The organism is Vibrio sp. 1288 (assembly GCF_033344475.1).
The window spans coordinates 1-830 of record NZ_JAWPOX010000317.1 but is presented as its reverse complement, the minus strand read 5'-3'; the positions used below and the strand labels follow the sequence as shown (position 1 = coordinate 830).

Sequence of the window (830 nt, the reverse complement as noted above, 5' to 3'; positions counted from 1 at the left end):
TCGCAGAAAGGGGGATTTTCAACATCCTGAATACGTGGAATGCCATCACCCTTGAGGCGTACGGCTGGCTTACCTTGATAAGCTGGTTCAAAATCTTGAGCAACTTGTTGCTCCGTTACACCTTGCGCCAACTTCATCGTGACAGTAGCAAGAATGCCGCGTTTAAAGTTGCCAAGATGAGGAGTAAAAATCACATCACATCCTAAATGCTGGGCAATTTCTGGTTGGTGACGATGATTGAATACACCGTAAGGCTGAAGGCTAACCTCACAAAAACTGTTGGTCATTGAGGCTTTACGCCCTGCACCAGAGACACCGCTTGTCGCGTTAATGACTGGCCATTGCTGAGTATCCAGCAAGCCACTGACAAGTAGTGGTTTAATTGCCAATTGCGACGCCGTTGGGTAGCAGCCAGCTACCGCAACTAAAGGAGCGTTTTTAATCTCTTCTTGGTTCCACTCCGCTAAGCCATACGCCGCTTTATCTAGCCAGTTGTTGAATTGATGCTCAAAGCCGTAAAAGGTGTCGTAAAAGCCATCGCTTTTGACACGAAACGCGCCGGACAAATCAAAGACCTGACATCCAGCGTCGAGAAAGATAGGAGCAAGATCATGGCTGACCTCATGAGCCGTAGCTAAAAAAACCACATCAGAGTCTTGCGCGACTTGCTTTGGATCGGTCAACGCATTCACCACCATATCGACCACGTTCGCCAATTTACCGTGTAACTGTGCAATGGTTTTTCCTGCATCGACACTGTTGGCGGAAACGTATAAACCTGATAGCGTGAGTTGTGGGTGTTTATTAACCATTAACGCTAACTCTGCACC

At 47.6% G+C, this 830-nt stretch carries 1 protein-coding gene; it reads right to left on the bottom strand.

Translation table 11 applies throughout. The features are described 5' to 3' along the window. The coding region (gene argC, locus R8O11_RS26495; RefSeq protein WP_318194777.1) for an N-acetyl-gamma-glutamyl-phosphate reductase at positions 1 to 830 on the bottom strand (830 nt) is incomplete at both ends.